Raw genomic sequence first — 15,500 nt, forward strand, 5'->3', positions numbered from 1 at the left:
CGGTGACCGACGAAACCGGCGACATCGAGGTGCCCAGCGCCCTGGAGGCGGCCGGGCTGGGCAGGAAGTACCGGCGCGGCTGGGCCCTGAGGGACGTCGCCTTCCGGCTGCCCGCCGGGCGCGTCTGCGCCCTCCTCGGGCCCAACGGCTCCGGCAAGAGCACCCTGCTCTCCCTCGCCGCCGGCCTGCTGGCCCCCACCACCGGCACCTTACGGATCTTCGGCCACGCGCCCTCGGCGCCCGAGGCCCGCGCCCGCATCGCCTTCGTCGCCCAGGAGAAGCCGCTCTATCCGCGCTTCACCGTCGCCGACACCCTGCGCCTGGGCCGCGAACTCAACCCCCGCTGGGACCAGCGGGCCGCCGAACGGATCGTGGCCGAGGCCGACGTCCCGCTGTCCGCCCGCGTCGGCTCGCTCTCCGGCGGTCAGCGCACCTGCGTCGCCCTGGCCCTCGCCCTCGGCAAACGGGCCGAACTGCTGCTCCTCGACGAACCCATGTCCGACCAGGACCCGCTGCGCCGCCGCCGCATGATGGGCGCCCTGATGGCCGAGGCCGCCGAACACGGCACCACCGTCGTCATCTCCACCCATGTGCTCGCCGAACTCGACGGCGTCTGCGACCATCTGCTGCTCATCGGCGACGGCCGCGTCCGGCTGGCGGGCGACAGCGACGCCATCCAGTCCGCCCACCGCCTGATCACCGGCCCGCGCGACGGCTCCGACCCGGGCACCGGCGGCCACACGGTGGTCGAACGGCGTACGACGGGACGTCAGCTCACCGCCCTGATACGGCCCGCGGCCACCCCCGTCGGGGACGGCTGGATCGTCCGCGAACCGTCCCTGGAGGACGTCCTCCTCGGCTATCTGCGCTCGCCCGACGCCCCGCCGCTGATCACCGGAGCGAAGGGGTGACCGGAGTGATATGGCTGGTCCGGCGGCAGCAGCGCGCCTTCCTGTGGACCTTCGCCGCGCTGGTCGTGGCGATCGCCGCGTACATCGTGTGGCAGCGCGTCGAGATGGCCGGCTATCTGCGCGACCACGGCATCGACGGCTGCGCGGACTGGCGCACGTACTGCCACGGCAAGCGGATAACGGGTGAACGGGGCTCGGGCCCACTGGCCGACGCGTACTTCCACGTCTACGACACCTACCGGCCGCGCCTGCTCGGCACCGGACGGCTGCTCCTCGCGCTGCCCGTGGTGGCCGGTGTCTTCGCCGGCGCGCCGCTGATCGCGCGGGAGCTGGAGAGCGGTACGTACCGGCTGGTGTGGACCCAGTCCGTCTCCCGGACCCGCTGGCTCGCCGCCAAGCTGGCCCTCCCCACCGCCGCCCTCCTGGCGGGCACCGCGGTCCTGGCCGCCCTCTACACCTGGTGGTGGCGGACCGCCCGCGCCATCACCGTCACCGACGTGGCCTGGGGCACCGCCGTACCCTTCGACGCCTCCGGACCCGCGCTGGTCTCCCTCACCGCGCTCTGCTTCCTGCTCGGCGCGGCGCTCGGGCTGGTGATCCGGCGGACCCTGCCAGCCATGGCGGCGACCCTGGCCGCCACGGTGGGCGTGCTGTACGGCCTGGGTGCGCTGCGGCCGAATCTGATGCCCACGCGGACCCTGGTCTCCAACGCCCACGGCGACTTCGGCGCCATCCCACGGCACGTCTTCTACACCTCCTGGCGCGGCATTGGCCACGGCTATCTCACCCGGTCCGGGCAGAAGATCCCGTGGGACCGCTGCTCGCTCGCCGACGGCGCGGACGCGATGGTCAGTTGCTTCACCCGTCTCGGCTCCACCGGACGGCACTATGAGGACATCCACCCCGCGAGCCACTTCTGGCCCCTGCAGTGGATCCAGGCCGGGATCTGTCTCGCCGCCGCCCTCGCCCTCGCCGCGTTCTGCGTCCGGTGGATCCGGCGGCGGCCCACCGGAAAGGCGGCGGCATGACCGGCACCGTCACCACCACCCGCGGTCTGCTGTGGCTGGCCTGGCGGCGGCACCGGGCCACCCTCGCCGCCGGGGGAGCGCTGCTCCTCGCCCTCGCCGGGTACGTGGTCCACCAGCGCGCGGGCATGGTCTCCCTGCTGCGCGACCAGGGCATCGCGGGCTGCCGCATCTGGCAGAACCCGTGCCACGGCACGCGGCTGACACCCGAGGGCGCCCCCGGCCCGCTGCGCGACGCGTACGAACGCCTAGACGCCTACCGCACACCGCTGCTGCAGACCGGACGGCTGCTGCTCGCGGTCCCGATCCTGGTCGGCACCTTCACCGCCGCCCCGCTGCTCGCGCGCGAGCTGGAGAGCGGTACGCACCAGCTGGTGTGGTCCCAGTCGGCGGGCCGAACCCGCTGGTTCGCCGCGATGCTCGCCCTCCCGCTCACCGCCGCCGTGGCGGGCGCCGCGGTCCTGTCCGCGCTCTTCACCTGGTGGTGGTGGCCCGCACGCGGCCAGTTCGCGCACCTCGACCGGTACGCCACCGTGCCCTTCGACGCCGTGGGACCGGCCGCCGTCGCGCTCACCGTGCTGTCCTTCTTCCTCGGCACGGCGCTCGGACTGCTCATCGCGCGCACCCTGCCCGCCATGGCCGCCACCCTCGCCGTCACCACCGGTCTCCTCTACGCCCTGGGCGCGCTGCGCCCGCGCCCCCGGCCCGGCGCGTTCTGGGCTGTGCAGTGGACCCAGGCCGGGCTGTGCCTGGCGCTGGCCGCCGCGCTCGCCGCCTGCTGCGTATGGCGGATCCGGCGGCGCCCCGCATGAGCCAGAGCCATACGCTCACCGCGCCCGTCGCCGCCCCGCGCACCCGCGACGCGACGCGGCCGCGCCCGGTCATCCGGCCGTCTCTGGTCACCCTGGCCCCGGCCGCGCTGGCGCTCGCGCTCGGGCTGTGGGGGATCCGCCGCGGGGACAGCATGTGGCGGGACGAGTCGACGACGTATCAGATCGCCCACCGCGACGTGCCCGAGATCGTCCGGCTGCTCGGCAACGCCGATGTCGCGCACGGCCTCTACTACCTCCTCATGCACGCCGTGTTCACCCTCTGGGACGGCGGACTGCTCGCGCTGCGGCTGCCGTCGGTGCTGGCGACGGCGGCCGCGGCCGCCGGGGTGGGACTGCTCGGGCACCGGCTGGCCGGCCCCCGGGCCGGGCTCGCCGCCGGGCTGGTGTTCCCGCTGGCCCCGGCGGTGCAGCGGTATGCGCAGGAGGGCCGCTCCTACGCGCTGGTCTGCGCCGTCGTCATCGGCTCCACCCATCTGCTGCTGAGCGCGGTGGCCCGGCCCCGCAAACGGACCTGGACGGCGTACGCGGCGGTCACGTCGCTGGCCTGCCTGCTGCACGAGTTCGCGGTCCTGGCCGTCCTCGCCCATGGGGTCGCGCTCCACCGGGCCCGGGTGCCCGCGGCGGTCGGCTGGGCGTGGGGCCGGGCGGCCTCCGTGGTGGCCGTCGTCCTGTCGCCGCTGGTGATCGTCAGCGAGCAGCAGGCCGCCCTGGTCGGCTGGATCCCGTACCCCGGCCCGCCGGAACTGCTCGGCTTCGGCGTGCTCGCGCTGGCCGGGCTCGGCTGCGCCCGCGCCCCGCTGGCCTCCCGGGGGCCGCTGCCGCTGCGCGCGCTCGCGCTGCCGCTGCTGCTCGTACCCCCGGCGACGCTGATCGCGGCGTCGTATGTGCATCCGCTCTACGTCGACCGGTATGTGCTGTACGCGTACGTCGGCCTCGCGCTGCTGCTGGGCGCGGCGCTGGACCGGCTGCCGCGCCTCGTCCCCGCCCCTCGGGTGGTGGCCGGGGGACTGGCGGTGCTGGCCGTGGCCGCCCTGCTGCCGTACTCGGCGCAGCTGCGCACCCCGCGGAGCAGACTCGACGACACCGTGGCGGCGGCCCGTGCCGTACGGGAGCTGACCCGGCCCGGCGACGGGGCGCTCTTCCTGCCCGCCCGCCGCCGCGAGCCGATCATGTCCAGCCCGGCGGACTTCCGGGGCCTGATGGAACTGGCCCTGGCCCGGCACGCGATCCCCTCGGGCACCCTGCACGGCATCGAGCTGCCCGCGCCCGCCATCCGCGCCCGGATGCTGACGGCCGGGCGGATCGTCACGGTGAACGACCCGCCTGGCCGGCCGCTGGACGGCACCCCGCAGGAGCGGGTGAAGCGCGAGGTGCTGGCGCGGTACTTCCACCGATGCACCGTCAGGGACGTCACCGGGATGCGGATCGTGCTCTACGGGCGCCCCGGCCGCTGCTGATTCACTTGTCGCCCTCCACCAGCCGGGCGGGGAAGCCGCCGGTGGCGATCGGGCCCCAGCGCTCGGGCGTGACCCGGATCAGCGACTTGCCCTGCTTGCGCATCGCCGAGCGGTACTCGTCCCAGTCCGGGTGCTCACCGGCGATGTTGCGGTAGTACTCGACCAGCGGTTCGACCGAGTCGGGGGTGTCGATCACCTCGGCGGTGCCGTCGATCTGGACCCACGGGCCGTTCCACTCGTCGGACAGCACGATCAGGCTGACGGCCGTGTCGCGCTTGGCGTTGCGGACCTTGGCCCGCTCGGGGTAGGTGGACATGACGATACGGCCCGAGTCGTCGACGCCGCAGGTCAGCGGGGAGGCCTGCGGGGAGCCGTCGGTCCGGCGGGTCATCAGGATGGCGCGGTGGCGCGGGCGGACGAACTCCAGCAGCTCGTCCCGGGCGACACGGGTGTTGGTGGCGATGGAGGGGCTCATGCAGGCGAGGGTACGACGTGGAGTGCGCCCCGGCGTCGCCCCGCCCCCGTCACGGTCGCTCAGGTGTCGCACTCCAGGACCGTACGGCACAGTCCGCAGCGCGCCCGCAGCCTGCCGCGCACCGGGAGCCGAATGCGCTGACGGCAGGTCGGGCAGGGGAACGACACGCTGAACGGCGGACCGCTTTCGAAGGCGTAGTCGCCGCCGGTGGGGGAGGGGTGACCGGACTGGGCCGAACGGCGGTCCCTGGCGTACCGGTGGCGGCCCGTCCACCCGGCCGCGACGAGCGGCGGCTGCCGTTCGTCGCGCCGGGCCAGCTCCAGCCCCTTGGTGTACGCCTCGTACGCCTGCGGGCTGGTGAACCAGGGGGCCGGGTCCTCGCCGAAGAGCCGGGCCCGCTTGGCGAGGACGTAGCCGAACTCCTCCGGCGTCAGATAGCCCAGCTTCTGGCTGGTGACCGCGTCCTGGCGGTACGCGTCGAGCAGCAGCCAGCCGGTGCCGAGGTAGGCGGCGGCGGTGTCGGTGAGGATCTCGTTGTCGCGGGTGCCGGGGAAGGCCAGGTCGAGCCGGTGCAGATACACGTGGGTGACCTCGTGGGCGAGGGCCGCCCCGATGTCGCGGCGGTGGGTCTTGAAGCGGGAGTTCAGCTCGATGAAGTACTCCGGCCCGGCCGCCAGCTCCACGTTCCCCGCGTGCCGCATCTCGCGGAAGCTCACGATCATCCGGGCGTCCGGCAGCCGCATGTGCTTGACCATCACCCGGGCCACCCGCTGGACGCCCAGATGCAGATCGTCCTGGTCGGCGAAGGCGACGTCGCCGGGGGCCACGCTGAGCCCGAAGGTGTCCACCGTGTCGCGGGAGAGCCGCCGGTAGAGCGCGGTGATCGCGGCCCGGACCATGTCCAGGTGCGGATAGCCGTGTTCGATGTCGCTGCCCGGTGCCGCCACGTGCCCACTGTACGGGCGGCCGGGCGCGGCGGCGCGGAGGCCGCGCGGGGCGGTGGTGGCGGGGCGCGGGCAGCGGCCGGACGGGCGCTTGGCCGGAACGCCACTCTTGTCAGGCTGTTCGCGGACTTCACATAATCGCAGGGCATACGCAGGCCTTGCCATTTGGCATGGGCCTGACATTTTTGCGCAACCCCCCACGAGAGGACTTCCGTTGCGAAACGTTCTGAACCACCTGAAGAGATCCGCGGCCCTCGGCGCGGTCGCCCTCGCCGCGTTCAGCCTCACCCCGGGCACCGCGACGGCCCAGCCCACCGGCCCCGAGCCCGGCCCCTCCGTCGTCGGCGGCACCCGCGCCGCCCAGGGTGAATTCCCCTTCATGGTCCGGCTCTCCATGGGCTGTGGCGGCGCGCTCTACACCCAGGACATCGTGCTCACCGCCGCCCACTGCGTGGACGGCAGCGGCGCCAACACCTCCATCACCGCCACCGCGGGCGTCGTCGACCTCCAGAGCTCCAGCGCCGTCAAGGTCAAGTCCACCCGCGTCCTGCAGGCCCCCGGCTACAACGGCACCGGCAAGGACTGGGCCCTCATCAAGCTCGCCAAGCCGATCAACCAGCCCACGCTGAAGATCGCCGAGACCACCGCGTACAACAAGGGCGACTTCACCGTCGCCGGGTGGGGCGCGGCCCGCGAGGGCGGCGCCCAGCAGCGCTACCTGCTCAAGGCCACCGTGCCGTTCGTCGACGACGCCACCTGCGGGTCGGCGTACGACGAACTCGTCCCCGGCGAGGAGATCTGCGCGGGCAAGATGGACACCGGCGGCGTCGACACCTGCCAGGGCGACTCCGGCGGCCCGATGTTCCGCAAGGACGACGCCGGTCAGTGGATCCAGGTCGGCATCGTCAGCTGGGGCGACGGCTGCGCCCGGCCCGGCAAGCCCGGTGTCTACACCGAGGTGAGCACCTTCGCCCAGAACATCAAGACCGCGGCGTCCCAGCTCGGCGGCTGACCCACCCCACGTACGCGGCCCGGCCCGGCACGGCACACGCCGCCGGGCCGGGCCCCGGTCACATCTGTCCGTAGCAGAGGCAGAACGGGTGCCCGGCCGGGTCGCTGAAGACCCGGAAGCCCGACCGCTCCCCGCGGCTGTCGTGCAGGAACGTCGCCCCCAGCGCGATCACCTCCCGCTGCGCCCGCTCCGCGTCCTCGATCGTCGGCACGTCGAAGTCCAGATGCATCTGTTGCGGACGCGCCGGGTCCGGCCAGCGCGGCGGCTGGTGGTCCAGCGCCAGCTGGAAGGCGATCCGCTGCCCGTCCGCCGAGGTCAGGGTCGCCCATTCCGGGTCGCTGTCATCCACCCGCCACCCCAGGATCGCGCCGTAGAAGGCGGCCAGCGCGGCGGGGTCCGGACAGTCGATGACGGTGCACTGAAGCGTCGCGATCATGCCGTGACCCTAACGCCCGGCGCAGACACACCCGGCGGCGAAAATCCCGGCGCAGAAGGAACCCCGTCTCGCGTTTACGGCTCATGCAGGGTGGAGACGCTGCACCGGGGGCAGCGCGCTCCGGGGAGAGCGCCCCGTCCCCTTCACAACCCCCCACCGGGGGCGGGGCGGTCCCGGAGCGGAGGTTCCGGTCCCGCTGACATAGGGTCGGGGGCCATGACGCACCGCGAGACCGACCCCGCCGACCGCCCCGGCCAGCCGGACCCGACCAGCACGACCGACGAGGCGGAGAACGCCGTACGTGCCGAGCTGGCCCGGCTGCGCGACAGCATCGACAACATCGACGCGGCCGTGGTCCACATGCTCGCCGAGCGCTTCAAGTGCACCCAGCAGGTCGGTCACCTCAAGGCCGCCCACAAGCTTCCCCCGGCCGACCCCGCCCGCGAGGCCCGCCAGATCACCCGGCTGCGCGAACTGGCGGAAAGCGCCAAACTCGATCCCGCTTTCGCCGAGAAGCTGCTCAACTTCATCATCGCCGAGGTCATCCGCCACCACGAGACGATCGCGCGCTCCTGAGCCCGGCGCGGACCCCGCCCGCCGGGCGTACGGCACGGGCGCACACCGGTGGTGCGCCCCCGTCCGCGCCCGCACCCGGCAGACCCTGAACACCCGTGTGCCGCCCACCGCCGGTAGGGCAGCATGTCCCCATGTCCGTACTGACGCGCGAGGAAGCGCAGATCCGAGCCCGCCTCATCGAGGTCCATCGCTACACGATCGACCTCGACCTCACCCGCGGCGACGAACACTTCGGCTCCACCACGACCATCCGCTTCCAGACCCGCGAGGCCGGGGCGGACACCTTCGTGGAGCTGCGCCCCGCCGCCCTGCACCGGGCGGTGCTCGACGGACACGACCTCGTGCTCGACCCCGCAGGGGTCATCGCCGACGGCCGGCTCCCGCTCACCGGCCTCGCCGAGGGCGAGCACGAGCTGCGCGTCGAGACGGACATGGCGTACTCGCACACCGGCGAGGGCATGCACCGCTTCACCGATCCCGCCGACGGTGAGACGTACCTCTACACCATGTGCTGCATGGCCGACGCCCCCCGCGTCTTCGCCGCCTTCGACCAGCCCGACCTCAAGGCCGTCTTCGACGTGCGCGTCACCGCCCCGCCCCGGTGGACCGTCCTCGGCAACGGCATCGCCACCCGCGACGGCGACCCCACAGGCGGCCGCTGGACGCTCGCGTCCACCCCGCCCATCAGCACCTATCTGGTCGCGCTGGCCGCGGGCCCGTACCACTCCGTGCACACCGAGCACGCCGGGCTGCCCTTCGGACTGCACGTCCGCCGCTCGCTCGCCCCCCACCTCGAAGCCGACGCCGACGAGCTGTTCGACATCACCCGGCGCTGCTTCGACCGCTACCACGAGATCTTCGACGAGCCGTACCCCTTCGACTCCTACGACCAGGCGTTCGTCCCCGAGTTCAACTCCGGCGCCATGGAGAACCCCGGCCTCGTCACCTTCCGCGACGAGTTCGTCTTCCGCTCCGCCGTCACCGACGCCGAACGCCAGACCCGCGCCATGGTCATCGCCCACGAGATGGCCCACATGTGGTTCGGCGACCTCGTCACCATGCGGTGGTGGGACGACATCTGGCTCAACGAGTCCTTCGCCGAGTACATGGGCTTCCAGATCCTCACCGAGGCCACCCGCTACACCGACACCTGGGCCGACTTCGGCGTCCGCCGCAAGAGCTGGGGGTACGACGCCGACCAGCGCCCCTCCACCCACCCCGTCGCCCCCGCGCCCGAACTCGTCCCCGACACCGCCGCCGCCCGCCTCAACTTCGACGGCATCTCCTACGCCAAGGGCGCCTCCGCGCTGCGCCAGCTCGTCACCTGGCTCGGCGAAAAGGACTTCCTCGCCGGAATCAACGAGCACTTCGCCCGGCACCGCTTCGGCAACGCCACCCTCGCCGACTTCCTCGACTCCCTCGCCCGCTCCTCCGACCGCGACGTCCACGCCTGGGCCGACGCCTGGCTGCGCACCACCGGAGTGGACACCCTCACCCCCGCCGTCACCACGCACGGCGACCGGTGGAGCGCCGAGATCCGTCACGACGGCGGCGGCCACGACGGACCGCACCCCGCCCCCCGGCGCCCGCACCGCCTCGCCATCGGCCTCTACGACCACGCACCCGCCGCCCCGCACCAGCTCGTGCTGCGCGACCGCGTCGAGGTCGAACTCGACGGCGCCGACTCCGCCGCCCACCTCTCCTTCTCCGGCCCCCGCCCCGATCTGCTCCTCCTCAACGACGGCGACCTGACCTACGCCAAGGTCCGCCTCGACCCCGGCTCCTGGGAGGCCGCCGTCCGTGCCCTCTCCGGCCTCCCCGACGCCGTCAGCCGCGCCACCCTCTGGAACGCCGCCCGCGACATGGTGCGCGACGGCGACCTCCCGGCGGCCGACTACCTCGACGCCGTCCGCGCCCACCTCCCGCACGAGACCGACATAGCGATCGTCCAGGGCGTCCTCGCCTTCGCCCGCCTCCAGATCGCCGACCGCTACCTGCCGGCGGACCAGCGCCCCGCCGCCCTCAACACCATCGCCGCCACCTGCCGCGACCTGCTGCGCCGCACCGAGGACGGCTCCGGGCCCGGGCTGCGGCTTTCCGCCGTACGCGTCCACATCGCCAGCGCCACCGTCCCCGCCGAGCTGAGCGACTGGCTCGACGGCGACACCGTCCCCGGCGGCCCCGCCCTCGACCCCGAACTGCGCTGGCAGATCCTCGGCCGGCTCGCCGTCCTCGGCGCCGCCGGCCCCGCCGACATCGACGCCGAACTCGCCCGCGACTCCAGCGCCACCGGACAGGAGGGCGCCGCCCGCTGCCGCGCCGCGCTTCCCGACCCGGACGCCAAACAGGCCGCCTGGGAGGCCCTGTTCGGCGAGACCGCCGCGCTTACCCCACTCTCCAATTACCTGGTCACCGCGACCGCCACCGGCTTCTGGCAGCCCGAACACCACGACGTGCTCACCGGCTACGTACCGCGCTACTTCACCGACGCCGCCACCACCGCCGCCCGGCGCGGACCCGCCATCGCCGACGCCATCGCCCGCTCCGGCTTCCCGACGACGGTGGACGCGACGACCCTGCGGCTCGGCGAGGAATGCCTGGCCGCCCCCGACCTCCTCCCCGCCCTGCGCCGCCGCCTCGAAGACCAGCTCGACGACCTGCGCCGCGCCCTGCTGGTGCGGCAGAAACAGGACAAGTAGCCACCGCGGACCGTGCCCGGCCGGGGGGAGACACCTGTTCGTAGAGATACTTCACGCCTCAACGGCCCCACCCTTCCCCCCGGCCGCGACCGGTCGAGCCGGGGGAAGAGCCGCGTTAGGTCAAGCACAGACCAACACATGGGTCACCATTAACCAACTCGAACCAACTCCGCTTAAGGAGAAATCTGCGGAACCGCGGCCCATGGCAGCCTGCTGCCGTGACGCGGACGACGAACGGGGCGACAGCCCGTAACCTGCCACCCGCTGCCTTCGCCCCCGTGATGGCGACCGGGATCGTGTCCCAGGGACTCGCGGCGGCGGGCGCGCCACGCATATCGGGCGCACTGCTGGCGGTGGCCGTGGCGCTGTACGCCGGGCTGCTGGCGGGGCTGGTGTGGCGCGTGGCGCGCTATCCGCGGGAGGTGGCCGCCGATCTGGGTGACACGGGACGGGTGTTCGGCTTCTTCACCTTCGTCGCGGGCTCCGATGTGCTCGCCGCCCGGCTGGCGCCCGGGCCGTGGCGGGCGGCCGCGGCGGCCCTGACCCTGGTCGCCGTCCCCGCCTGCGCCGTCCTGCTGGGGTGCGCGGCGCGCGTGGTGCGCCGGATCGGCGCGGACGGCGCGGGCGGCGCGGTGCGGCGGGCCGAGGGCACCTGGTTCCTGTGCGTGGTGGGCGTCCAGTCCGCGGTGCTGGCGGTGGCCGGACCGGCGCCCGGCCGCGGCCTGCCGGGCACGGCGATCGCCTGGGCGGCCGGGCTGCTGCTGTACGCGGCGGTGGCCACCCTGGTGGCCCGCAGGCTGCTGCAGTTCGGCATCCCGCCGAGGGAGCTGTCACCGCCCTACTGGATCTCCATGGGGGCCTGCGCCATCAGCCTCCTGGCCGGCGCCCGCCTCGCCCACCCGGGGCTCGACGCCGCCCTGGGCCCCGCACTGGCCCGCGACATCCTCCTCGCCCTGTGGCTCTGGGCCACCTGTCTGGTGCCACCGCTGCTGGCCGCCGGGGCCTGGCGGCATCTGTGGCACCGCATACCGCTGACGTACGAACCCACCTGGTGGACGATCGTCTTCCCCACCGGCATGTACGCGATGTCCACGACCGCCCTCGGCAAGGCCGAAGCCCTGCGCCCCCTGGTGCTCCTCGGGCACCTGGGGGCCTGGGTGGCGCTGGGGGTGTGGTCGCTGTCCGTGGCCGGACTGGTCCACCGTCATATTCCCGGTTGACCCATGTCCGTTAGAGAAAAGGCAAACCACAAGGAAAAACCACCCTAGGTGATGCTAAATGGCCGAAAGACCTGCGGCTTTATGGCCGAATCCCGAGTGATGCTGTCGCGCGACATCCATCCAGGGCCCCGGCCGGCACACCCGGCGCGGAGCCACCGCCGAAGGAGTGGACCGTGGCGCGCCGCACCGCAGACAGCCAGAACGGGACCCTCGCCTCCGCGGTGACGGAACGACTGCTCACCGCCGGAGCCTCCCTCCGCCGCGTCCCGACCACCCCCGACCTGCGGGCCGTCTACCGGACCGACCAGACCGTCGAGGACTCCCCGTACCGCGAACGCTGGGCGCACGACAAGGTGGTGCGCTCCACCCACGGCGTCAACTGCACCGGGTCCTGCTCCTGGAAGGTCTACGTCAAGGACGGGCTCATCACCTGGGAGACCCAGCAGACCGACTACCCCTCCGTCGGACCGGACCGGCCCGAATACGAACCGCGCGGCTGCCCGCGCGGTGCCTCCTTCTCCTGGTACACCTACTCGCCCACCCGGGTGCGTTACCCCCTGATCCGCGGGGTGCTGGCCGAGCTGTACCGGGAGGCCCGGGACCGGCTCGGCGACCCCGTCGCCGCCTGGGCCGAGATCACCGGCGACCCGGACAAGCGGCGCCGCTACCAGTCCGCCCGGGGCAAGGGCGGGCTGGTGCGGATCGGCTGGGACGAGGCCCTGGAGATCGCGGCCGCCGCCCACGTCCACACCCTCGGCGCCCACGGCCCGGACCGGATCGCCGGTTTCTCCCCCATCCCCGCCATGTCCATGGCCTCCCACGCCGTCGGCGCCCGCTTCATGTCGCTGATCGGCGCGCCCATGATCTCGTTCTACGACTGGTACGCGGATCTGCCGATCGCCTCCCCGCAGGTCTTCGGCGACCAGACCGACGTACCCGAGTCGGGGGACTGGTGGGACGCGGCGTATCTGATGCTGTGGGGATCGAACGTGCCGGTCACCCGCACCCCCGACGCCCACTGGATGGCCGAGGCCCGCTACCGGGGACAGAAGGTGGTGGTGGTCTCCCCGGACTACGCGGACGCCACCAAGTTCGCCGACGAATGGCTCCACCCCCACCCCGGCACCGACGGCGCGGTCGCCATGGCGATGGGCCACGTCATCCTCAAGGAGTGCTTCGTCGACCGCGAGGTCCCCTACTTCACCGACTACGTACGGCGCTTCACCGACCTGCCGTTCCTGGTGGAACTGACCGAGCGGAACGGGCGCCGCACCCCCGGCGCCTTCCTCACCGCCGCCGCCCTGGAGGACGTCGAACCGGGCCTGGGCGCCCATGCCGAGGATGAGGCCCGGCGCTGGATGCCGGTGCTGTGCGACGCGGAAACCGACCGGCCCGTCGTCCCGAACGGCACCCTGGGCGACCGCTGGAGCAAGGGCGGCGAGGGCCGCTGGAACCTCGATCTGGAGGGCATCACCCCACGGCTCACCCTCCACCGGACGCCCGGCGCCGAGACCATCGAGGTCGAACTGCCCCGCTTCGACGAACCCGGCGCCACCGTCCGGCACGCCGTGCCCGCGCGCCGGATCGGCGGACGACTGGTCACCACCGTCTACGACCTGCTCCTGGCCCAGTACGCGGTGGGCCGCCCCGGCCTGACCGGCCAGTGGCCCACCGGCTACGACGACGCCACCGTGCCCTGCACCCCCGCCTGGCAGGAGGCCCTCACCTCCGTACCGGCCGCGGCCGTGATCCGCGCGGCCCGGGAGTTCGCGGGCACCGCCGAGAAGACCCGCGGCCGCTGCATGATCGTGATGGGCGCCGGCACCAACCACTGGTTCCACTCCGACACCATCTACCGCTCCTTCCTCACCCTGCTGCTGCTCACCGGCTGCCAGGGCGTCAACGGCGGCGGCTGGGCCCACTACGTGGGCCAGGAGAAGGTGCGCCCGTACACCGGCTGGCAGCAGCTGGCCACCGCCGCCGACTGGCACCGCCCCTCCCGGCAGATGGCGGGCACCCCGTACTGGTACCTGCACACCGGCCAGTGGCGCTACGAACGCTACGGCGCCGACGCGCTCGCCTCGCCCACCGGCCAGGGGCTGTTCACCGGCCGCCACACCGCCGACCTGGTCGCCCAGTCCATGCGGCTGGGCTGGATGCCCTCGTACCCCACCTTCGCCGCCAACCCCCTGGACCTGGGCCGCCGGGTGAAGGAGAGCGGACGCTCGGCGGGGGAGTGGGTCGCCGAACAACTCGCCGCGGGAGAACTGGACTTCGCCTGCGAGAACCCCGACGCGCCCGAGAACTGGCCCCGCGTCCTCACCGTGTGGCGCGCCAACCTCATCGGCTCCTCCGCCAAGGGCAACGAATACTTCCTGCGCCACCTCCTCGGCGCCCAGGACAACGCCACCGCCGAGGAGACCCCGCCCGGCCACCGCCCCGCCGACGTCACCTGGCAGGACGAGGCGCCCCGCGGCAAGCTCGACCTGCTGCTCGCGCTGGACTTCCGGATGACCTCCACCACCCTCTTCGCCGACCTCGTCCTCCCTGCCGCCACCTGGTATGAGAAACACGACCTGTCCAGCACCGACATGCACCCCTACGTGCACGCCTTCACCCCGGCCATCAACCCGCCCTGGCAGGCCCGCACCGACTTCGACATCTTCCACGGCCTCGCCCGCAAGCTCAGCGAACTCGCCGCCGGACGGCTGGAGACGGCCCACGACCTGGTCGCCACCGCCCTCATGCACGACACCCCCGGCGAGACCGCCCAGCCCGGCGGGACCGTACCGGACTGGCGCGACGGCCACACCCCGGCCGCGCCGGGCGTCAACCTGCCGAACGTCACCCTCGTGGAACGCGACTACACCGCCGTCGCCGACCGCCTCGCCGCCCTCGGCCCCCTGCCCCAGCGGCACGGCATGCAGGTCAAGGGCGTCACCGTGCACCCAGGGCCGGAAGCCGCCTGGCTCGCCGACCGCTGCGGCGCCGCCACCCGGGGCGCCGCCGAGGGCAGGCCCCTGCTCGACACCGACGCCAAGATGTGCGAAGCCATCCTCGCCCTGTCCGGCACCACCAACGGGCGCCTCGCCGCCGAAGGCTTCGCCCGGCTCGCCGAGCGCTGCGGACCCGGCTCCGGCCTCACCGAACTGGGCGCATCCGTCGCCGAACGCCGCGTGGTGTTCTCCGACACCCAGGCCCGGCCCGTCCAGGTCGGCGCCAGCTTCGAATGGTCCGGCAAGGAGGCCCCCGACCGCCGCTACGCCCCGTTCACCATCAACACCGAACACCGCAAGCCCTGGCACACCCTCACCGGCCGCCAGCACTTCTACCTCGACCACGCCTGGATCGCCGAACTCGGCGAACAACTCCCCGTCTACCGGCCGCCCCTGGACCTCGCCGCCCTCGGCGAGGCCCCGCCCGGGGGACCCGGCGCGGGCGACGACACCGGACGCGCCGTCACCGTCCGCTACGTCACCCCGCACTCCAAGTGGTCCATCCACTCCGAGTACCAGGAAAACCTCATCATGCAGACCCTGGCCCGCGGCGGCCCCGTCATCTGGCTCAGCGTCCCCGACGCCCAGGCCATCGGCGTATCCGACAACGACTGGATCGAGGCCGTCAACGCCAACGGCGTCGTCGTCGCCCGGGCCGTGGTCTCCCACCGCATGCCCACCGGCACCGTCTTCATGTACCACGTACAGGAACGGCTGGTGAACGTGCCCAAATCCGAGGCCACCGGCCGCCGCGGCGGCGTCCACAACGCCCTCACCAAACTCCTCATCAAACCCACCCACCTCATCGGCGGCTACGCCCAGCTCTGCTTCGCCCCCAACTACTACGGCCCCACCGGCAACCAGCGGGACGCGGTCACCGTCATCCGGCGCCGCTCCCAGAACGTGGAGTACTGAC

General features: G+C 73.1%; 12 protein-coding genes. 9 read left to right on the plus strand and 3 right to left on the minus strand.

The annotated features are described in order from the left end of the window. Positions 1-2: 2 nt before the first annotated feature. The 4 genes from ACFZCY_RS08100 to ACFZCY_RS08115 are packed head-to-tail and all read left to right on the plus strand — an operon-like array spanning position 3 to position 4,226. On the plus strand, positions 3-911 hold the full coding sequence (locus tag ACFZCY_RS08100; protein WP_391170166.1) for an ATP-binding cassette domain-containing protein: 909 nt from the start codon (positions 3-5) through the stop codon (positions 909-911). Further along, positions 908-1,939: a translation initiation factor IF-2 gene (locus ACFZCY_RS08105; protein ID WP_391170167.1), complete on the plus strand. Its 1,032-nt coding sequence runs from the start codon at positions 908-910 to the stop codon at positions 1,937-1,939. The genes ACFZCY_RS08100 and ACFZCY_RS08105 overlap by 4 nt, the downstream gene beginning before the upstream one ends. Then, positions 1,936-2,748, plus strand: coding sequence for a hypothetical protein (locus tag ACFZCY_RS08110; protein WP_391170168.1), 813 nt, complete (start codon positions 1,936-1,938; stop codon positions 2,746-2,748). Before ACFZCY_RS08105 ends, ACFZCY_RS08110 begins: the two co-directional genes overlap by 4 nt. After that, entirely contained in the window at positions 2,745-4,226 is a 1,482-nt protein-coding gene (locus ACFZCY_RS08115; protein WP_391170169.1) for a glycosyltransferase family 39 protein, read from the plus strand. Before ACFZCY_RS08110 ends, ACFZCY_RS08115 begins: the two co-directional genes overlap by 4 nt. A gap of 1 nt (position 4,227) precedes the next feature. Here ACFZCY_RS08115 and ACFZCY_RS08120 read toward each other — a convergent pair whose 3' ends face one another. Further along, positions 4,228-4,701 (minus strand): TIGR03618 family F420-dependent PPOX class oxidoreductase, encoded by a 474-nt coding sequence (locus tag ACFZCY_RS08120; protein WP_391170170.1) that lies wholly within the window; start codon positions 4,699-4,701, stop codon positions 4,228-4,230. A gap of 59 nt (positions 4,702-4,760) precedes the next feature. Next, positions 4,761-5,600, minus strand: coding sequence for a hypothetical protein (locus ACFZCY_RS08125; RefSeq protein WP_391170436.1), 840 nt, complete (start codon positions 5,598-5,600; stop codon positions 4,761-4,763). 259 nt (positions 5,601-5,859) lie between these two features. On the opposite strand from ACFZCY_RS08125, the gene ACFZCY_RS08130 reads away from it, so the two are divergent. Continuing rightward, entirely contained in the window at positions 5,860-6,657 is a 798-nt protein-coding gene (locus ACFZCY_RS08130) for a trypsin-like serine protease (RefSeq protein ID WP_391170171.1), read from the plus strand. Between the two features lie 58 nt (positions 6,658-6,715). On the opposite strand, the gene ACFZCY_RS08135 is transcribed toward ACFZCY_RS08130, so the two are convergent. Next, entirely contained in the window at positions 6,716-7,093 is a 378-nt protein-coding gene (locus ACFZCY_RS08135; protein ID WP_391170172.1) for a VOC family protein, read from the minus strand. A 216-nt stretch (positions 7,094-7,309) separates the two neighbouring features. On the opposite strand from ACFZCY_RS08135, the gene ACFZCY_RS08140 reads away from it, so the two are divergent. From ACFZCY_RS08140 to ACFZCY_RS08155, 4 genes are all read left to right on the plus strand, one after another. Beyond that, a complete protein-coding gene (locus ACFZCY_RS08140) occupies positions 7,310-7,669 on the plus strand; it encodes a chorismate mutase (protein WP_055554365.1) in 360 nt (119 codons plus the stop codon). A gap of 131 nt (positions 7,670-7,800) precedes the next feature. After that, the gene (gene pepN, locus ACFZCY_RS08145) at positions 7,801-10,368 is read left to right on the plus strand and encodes an aminopeptidase N (RefSeq protein ID WP_391170173.1); all 2,568 of its coding nucleotides are present in this window, start codon (positions 7,801-7,803) and stop codon (positions 10,366-10,368) included. A 218-nt stretch (positions 10,369-10,586) separates the two neighbouring features. Further along, positions 10,587-11,588, plus strand: a complete 1,002-nt coding sequence (locus tag ACFZCY_RS08150; protein WP_391170174.1) for a tellurite resistance/C4-dicarboxylate transporter family protein — start codon at positions 10,587-10,589, stop codon at positions 11,586-11,588. A gap of 173 nt (positions 11,589-11,761) precedes the next feature. Next, positions 11,762-15,499, plus strand: coding sequence for a nitrate reductase subunit alpha (locus tag ACFZCY_RS08155; RefSeq protein ID WP_391170175.1), 3,738 nt, complete (start codon positions 11,762-11,764; stop codon positions 15,497-15,499). Position 15,500: the final 1 nt, after the last annotated feature.

This window comes from Streptomyces sp. NPDC007983, assembly GCF_042958345.1.
Classification (GTDB): Bacteria; Actinomycetota; Actinomycetes; order Streptomycetales; family Streptomycetaceae; genus Streptomyces.